This is a genomic window from Bradyrhizobium sp. 132 (assembly GCF_023074185.1).
Classification (GTDB): Bacteria; Pseudomonadota; Alphaproteobacteria; order Rhizobiales; family Xanthobacteraceae; genus Bradyrhizobium.
Genome location: NZ_JADPKY010000020.1, coordinates 35,745 through 42,148, shown reverse-complemented (window position 1 = coordinate 42,148; position 6,404 = coordinate 35,745). Strand labels below are relative to the sequence as shown.

Genomic DNA, 6,404 nt, shown 5'->3' with positions numbered 1-6,404 from the left:
CGTTGTTCGGCTCCTGCTCGAACTTCACAAGCTGATTGTCCACCGTGTCCAGGCTCTCGCCGGTTTCCGTCAAAAACTCCCGCAACAGATCATCCATGAGCTACGCCTTACTGACCTGGATCTCGACGCCCGAGCCGCGCTTGGCATGGACGGAAGCCCTACCTTGGATCGTTAGACATCCCCTTTCACGGTCCCGTTAATTTCATCCTCCGTGCTAATACGGATATTGAAGAGAAGTTTGTCGTTCGACCGCATGCGACAGCGCTTTTCGGCCAGACCGGCACCACGCCGCGACGGCCGGACGCATTGGGTAAACGTGCCGATAACAGCAAGGCCGGGCGCGCAGGAAAGCCCTGCTCGTGAAGCACGATATGCACGGCCTTCGGGGAATTGAACCGAGCCGCCTGCAATCCGGCGCGCTCTCGCCACCGTCGCTTGGTGCTTTGCCGGGATTCGCCAGATCCGCGCTTTGCGGTAAACGAACGGTTACCGCGTCCGCTGCGGCCGGTGCCGCGCTAACCGAGGCACCCCGCCGAGGCAAGATCGCCGTCGGGACGGTGCTCCGCAGACAATCGTTGATGGCGGCGAGCAGCGCGATCATCCTCTGGACGCGGATGTGCACGCGGTCGCAGCCGCGGACGGACATCTTGTCCCAATTGCCAATATATCCCGACGGGAACATGATGAAACTTACCCGGGCAGCAAGCAGTTTCGCGTGCTGCGACTCGCTGGTCCAGGAGACGGGAGGCAGCTTTGGAAACGATGGTGCGTTCATCCAACGGTTTCCTGTCCGCGCTGTCGGCAGACGATTATGAATTGATCCGTCCGCATTTGCGTATGGTCGATCTGCCGCATGACGCGGTGCTGGTCGAGACCGGCGAGACGCTCAAGCGCGCCTACTTTCCCCACCGCGGCGTCATCTCGCTGGTGGTGGAACTCGCCAGGGGCGAGCATGTGCAGGTCGCCATGATCGGCCGCGACAGCCTGCTCGGAACGCTCTCGACCATGGGCGATGCCTGCGCGCTGAACACGGCGATCGTGCTGGTTCCCGGTTCCGCCTCCGTGATGGACCTCGACGTGCTGCGCGTCGCGGCCGACCAGAGCGGCACCCTGCGGACGCTACTCACGCGTCACGGGCTGGCGGTCTACGCGCAGGTCCAGCAGACTGCGGGCTGCAACGCCGCCCATCCGGTGGAATCGCGGCTGTCGCGCTGCTTGTTGCACACCCATGACCTCTCCGGCGACTTTCGGCTGCTGCTGACCCAGGAGGCCATGGCGCAGATGATCGGAGCGCGGCGCAACAGCGTGTCGCTGGTCGCCAATACCTTGCAGCAGGCCAATTTCATCCACTACACCCGCGGGCACATCCAGATCCTCAACCTCGACGGCCTGCGCCAGACGGCGTGCGAATGCTACGCCACCGTGAAGGCGCAGTACGACCGGTTGCTCGGCCCGCACTGACCGGCGCCGCCGCGTGGTGAACCGGCGGCTAATTCCGGCCTGCAAACACCGATCATCCTGCTACCGGAACTGAAATCGGGATGCCGTAGACACGGGCCTGACGCGCAGCCGTTACGGGCCGGGCGGCAAACGGACCGTGATCGAGGCAGGTAAAACCATGTTCGAAGTCACCGTCGCGGCGGCACAGACAGGGCTCGATGCCGAGCCCGCGCGCGAGCCGGGCGCGTACCAGGCGCTGGTGCGCGAGATCGGCGAGGACGGTGCCGGTGAAGTGCGCGGCGTGTTCTGGTGCGAGACCTGCGCGCGCCTGCAACAGTTCCGCACGCTCTCGCTCGCGCAGCACCACGGCAGGATCGCGCGCGAAGCGCATTCGCTGAAGAGCGCGGCCGCAACGTTCGGCTATGTCAGGCTCGCGGCGCTGGCGCTGCGGCTGGAGATGACCGCGGAGAGGCTGGGTGGCCCCGAATTCCGCGATCTCCTGGACCTGATGGACGCCGCCTACGCCGCCGCGCGCGCGCAGGAGCCCGGGGCCTAGATTCTTGGAGGCCTAGATTCTTATTGACGCGTTTTCTTCACGCGAACCGGCATCCACTTCGCTCGAAAACGCTCTGACCACTCATGCGTGCATCCCCGCCGTACTTCTACGGTTTGGGATTTTCACAGAAGGCTAATCATAAGTGGCGATAGTCACCGGAAACCAGGAGGGTTTCCATGTTCACCTACGAGACTGCGGACCAGAAAGAGGTCCGTCGCTTCCGCATCGCACAGTTCAACGGCCGGATGGCGACGGTGACCGCTGGCGAGGCGACGGTGACTGGCTTCGTGCGTTCGGTGCTGGTGCAGGAATCGAGCACACCGCCCCGCTGGACCATCACCATCATTCCCAACGGGCCAAAGGAAGAGCTCAAGCCGCTGCGGCCCTCGTCGCGCGCACGTCCGTTCGCTGAAGATTATTTCTGAGCGCGATCGGGCTCCGGGCTTTATCGCGAGATTGCTCGGGCCCGGTCCTCGCCGCCGACGGGCGGCACGGCACAAGAGCATTCAGTCGATCGAATGCAGTAGCGCCGCACGGACGAGATCCGCGGTGTTGCGCGCACCGAGCTTGCGCATCGCCTCGGCGCGATGGCTCTCGAAGGTGCGCGGACTGATCTGCATCCGAAGCGCTCCCTGCTTGTTCGAATAGCCCTCGCTGATCAGCCTCAGCACCTCGCGCTCGCGCTTGGTCAGCCGCTTCTGGCCTGACAGGCCGAGGATTTCGGCGCTCGGCACCCGCTGCGGCGCGCGCGCGGCGGCCTTCGATTCGGCGTCCTCGGCCCTGGACGCGGTCGGCAGGCCGCCCTTGTGAGAACCGGCAAGCTGCTTGACCAGGCCACAAACCCGCTCGGTCTGCGCCAGCGCATTCTCCACCACCCGCTGCAAATAGGCACGGTCGCCCGTCACAGGCGCGAGCTGATCGCTGTGGTGCTTGATTTCGCCCATGTAGAGCAGGAGCGCAGTGAGGGGGCCGTTGAGCTCGCGGGCGATGGCGGCGGCCATTTCGTCGGCCGCCTTGGCGCGGGCGGCGTTCAGGCGGACCACATCGAGCTCTTCAGTTGGAGCAGCTTTACTTTCGTACCATTCCGACGGCCGCGAATCAGTGGCCGTATCATTCTGTGACCCCATGTCACTCTTTAGCGGAACCCAGGCCGATCTGTGGTTAACTTTTTTCCCCGTAAGACTACGGCTATTTTGGCCGTTTTGTGCTGAAACACCGGCATAGGCACACTTTATGCTTGAGTGGTTTCATCACCCAACATGCTTAGGTTGATAAATCTGCCCAAATGCTGGGCAGATGGGCCGGAGCCTTTTAACCATCGCATCCCCGCCGGATACCGCCGCTCCCGGACTTTACGGATAAATTAACGGCGGCTTGCTTCTCTATGTCGCAATTGAGAGCGCGCAAATGCCTCCATGCATTGGGCCGGTAGGCCTGCTGGAATCGTTGCGGAAGATTGCGTGCCATGAACGAGATCGACCAGCTATCGGACTTCCTGCAGAAGCTGACGCCGCTGTCGCGCAGCTGCCTGCTCAGCGAGATCGAGCGGCTTGAGCTGTGCGGCATCGACATGCCCGGCGCGGCCGATATCCACTCCAAGCTGCGGGCCGAATTTCGCAAGGACGGATCGAGCCAGGCCCGCGCCACCAGCCCCTCGCGTTATTTCTTCGCGCCGCTCGAGCTGCTCCTGATCGACGGCGCGCCCGAGCACGCCAATCTGGGGCGGATCTCGCGCAACACCCTCACCCCGATCTGGGAGTGGATCTGCCGCGACCTGCTGCCGACCATGGCGCGCGACTACATCAAGGCGATCAACGACCAGGTCGCCGCCAACAACCCGAAGGAAGTGCTGAAGATCGCATCGACCTTCCAGACCAAGGTCGTCAAGGTCCTCGAGAGCACGCTCGCATCAGTGGAGAGCACCGAGTTCGCGCGCGGCAAGCTCGCGCAATACACGGCGTCGCGCACCGCCTTCGACGACGTGAAGAAGATGAGACATGTGCTGCGCGCCGGCGCCGCGCTGCCGAAGTTCAACGAAAAGCTGCCCGAGAAAATCGCGAAATTCGACGACGGCCTGGTTGATCAGATCACCGCACGATTAGACGCCTTCAAGAAGGCCCATCCCGAGGCGCTGCCGTTCGCGCTGACGCTGGTAGCGAGGCGACTGAAGACGTTCTGGCAATTGGTGCGCCTTGCCACCAAGGCCGCCGCGAGCAAGAGCGCCGCGGATGTCGCCGCCGCACCCTATGCCTGCGTCGTTCACATGGTGCTCGACCAGCTCGACGACAAACGCCTGGCTTTGCGTATCGCGCTTCGTCACAACCGGGTGCTGGTCGCGCGCGACCTGCTCACCGAGATCTACGACACCGAATATGCGCTCAAGGTGCGCATCGACGGCATCGAGAATTGCGAATGGGGCATTCGCCTCCAGCAATTGATGGACGCGATCGCGGCGCTGGTGTCCGCCGAGGTGAGCCGCTTCCCTTCCAATGTCGGCCACATTCTCGGCTCGCGCCGGCTGCGCAGCCACGACACGCTCGGCGGAAAGCTGAGCTATCTGGCCTGGAAGGGACGCGATGCGATCGAAGACGGTGCGGCCGCCTTGCGCAAATTGATCGGCCAAACCTGATCCCGCGCTACTGCGCGCGCGGCAGGCTCAGGAAGCGATCGAGAAATCGTCCTGACAGCACGAATCTGAACCACCAATACATTATTCGCCGCGTCGTCATTGCTGCGATCCCTGACAGCCCACCACCGGCTGCCCAGAGCAATAGCGCAGCTGCAGCAATACGCATGTGATGTGCTTCACAATGGCGCCGGCGCAGCCGGACGCATCGTCGCAGAACCGTCACGAGCGAAGCGGGAACATACGCGCATCGCGCGAAGCCCACGGGCAATTGAGGCGGCCATTATTCAATTGGGCGAAGGCGCTCGCGGCTTCGTCCAATTGCAGGACAGTGCGCGTGCATACCGCCACACCGCACGTCGCGAAAATCTCCGATGATTGCCGCACACCTGCGCGCGCCGCGCGGGCAGACGTAAAAACTTCTCCAACGAAGTCCCGACAATTTTAGACATGATGGGTGCTTTAACGTTACCCAGATAATTCAACAATCGGCTGAAGCCTTCCATATTTGAAACTGCTCACGTCGCTAACACACCGGTCGCGGAACGGGAGTGTTTGCGATGAAAGATGAAACTGTTGAGCTTGCCGGACCAAGGCCAAAAACCTTCGGACGACGAAAGGTGACGCCGCGCGCATGCGTGGCCGACGGCAAGCGCCATCTGCGCGCTTTTCTCTCCGAAGTGCTGGAGGATCTCGGCTTCGTCACCACCGAATGCGCCAGCGCCGACGAACTGCGAACGGTACTGGCGAGCGAATTGCCCGACCTGATCCTGCTCGGCATCGCTGCCGACGGCATCGAGCCCGGCATGTTTCTGGAGACGCTGGTGCGCGAGGCATTCGACGGCAAGGTTCTGACTGTGGGCGCCCGCGAGTCGATCATCGTCAGGGCCGTGCAGCAGGTCGGCGAGGAATACGGCCTTGCGATGCTGCCGCCGCTGACGACGCCCTTTGCCGCGGAGACGCTGCGCGATCGCGTCGCGATGCTGCTGCCGAACGAGCCGGCGCCGAGCCCGGCCGTGCATGTCGGCGAGGCCCTGCATGCCGGCTGGCTCGAGCTCTGGTACCAGCCCAGGATCGACGCGCGCACGCTGATCCGCAGCGGCGCCGAGGCGCTGGTGCGGATGCGGCATCCGACCTGGGGCGTGGTGCCGCCGGCCTATTTCATCCCCGAAGAGCACGACCCGCATCTGCGCGACCTCTCCGAATTCGTGATCGAGCGCGCCATGCAGGACTGGCACTATCTGCTGGAGCAGCAGAGCCCGGTCGATCTCTCGATCAATTTGCCCGCGTCGTATCTGACGGAGCCGCAGGCCGTGCGCGATCTCTGCCGCCGCATGCCGACGCATCCGGCGTTCGGCGGACTGACGATCGAGATCGACAGCGACGAGGCGATCCGCGACCTCGATCACCTCGCCGAGGTCGCCCGCGAAGTGCGCCTGCACAATATCGGCCTGTCGATCGACAATCTCGGCGCCAACTGGCCGTCGCTGATGGATATGGACAAGATTCCGTTCATCAAGCTGAAGGCCGACCGGCACTTCGTCACCGGCAGCGGCACTGATCGCCTCAAGCGCACGGTGTGCCGCCACATCGTCGAGCTCGCGCAGGGCTACGGCGCCGGCACCGTGGCCGAAGGCGTCGAGAGCCGCGCCGATCTCGTCGCCGCGAACGAGCTCGGCTTCGACTGCGTGCAGGGCTTTCTGTTCGGCAAGCCGATGCCGCTGAAGAAGTTCGCAAGGAGCACGCTGACGCGGACGGTGATGGGAGGCGCGTGAGGCGCCC

At 63.6% G+C, this 6,404-nt stretch carries 6 protein-coding genes; 5 read left to right on the top strand and 1 reads right to left on the bottom strand.

Annotated features, from left to right (window positions below):
- The first annotated feature begins 762 nt into the window (after window positions 1-762).
- The 3 genes from IVA74_RS02380 (at window position 763) to IVA74_RS02370 (ending at window position 2,421) form a co-directional block, all read left to right on the top strand.
- Entirely contained in the window at window positions 763-1,461 is a 699-nt protein-coding gene (locus IVA74_RS02380; RefSeq protein WP_247339502.1) for a Crp/Fnr family transcriptional regulator, read from the top strand.
- Window positions 1,462-1,618: 157 nt separating this feature from the next.
- Window positions 1,619-1,996, top strand: coding sequence for an Hpt domain-containing protein (locus tag IVA74_RS02375; RefSeq protein ID WP_247339501.1), 378 nt, complete (start codon window positions 1,619-1,621; stop codon window positions 1,994-1,996).
- A 176-nt stretch (window positions 1,997-2,172) separates the two neighbouring features.
- Window positions 2,173-2,421 carry a hypothetical protein gene (locus IVA74_RS02370; RefSeq protein WP_247339500.1) on the top strand — a complete coding sequence of 83 codons (249 nt, stop codon included), beginning with the start codon at window positions 2,173-2,175 and terminating at the stop codon, window positions 2,419-2,421.
- Window positions 2,422-2,502: 81 nt separating this feature from the next.
- Here the strand turns inward: IVA74_RS02370 and IVA74_RS02365 are convergent, their stop codons facing one another.
- Window positions 2,503-3,123, bottom strand: coding sequence for a helix-turn-helix transcriptional regulator (locus IVA74_RS02365; protein WP_247339499.1), 621 nt, complete (start codon window positions 3,121-3,123; stop codon window positions 2,503-2,505).
- Window positions 3,124-3,461: 338 nt separating this feature from the next.
- Here IVA74_RS02365 and IVA74_RS02360 point away from each other — a divergent pair, with 338 nt between their 5' ends.
- Together IVA74_RS02360 and IVA74_RS02355 are read left to right on the top strand one after the other, a co-directional pair.
- Window positions 3,462-4,625: a hypothetical protein gene (locus tag IVA74_RS02360; protein WP_247339498.1), complete on the top strand. Its 1,164-nt coding sequence runs from the start codon at window positions 3,462-3,464 to the stop codon at window positions 4,623-4,625.
- Window positions 4,626-5,182: 557 nt separating this feature from the next.
- Window positions 5,183-6,397 (top strand): EAL domain-containing response regulator, encoded by a 1,215-nt coding sequence (locus tag IVA74_RS02355; RefSeq protein WP_247339497.1) that lies wholly within the window; start codon window positions 5,183-5,185, stop codon window positions 6,395-6,397.
- Window positions 6,398-6,404: the final 7 nt, after the last annotated feature.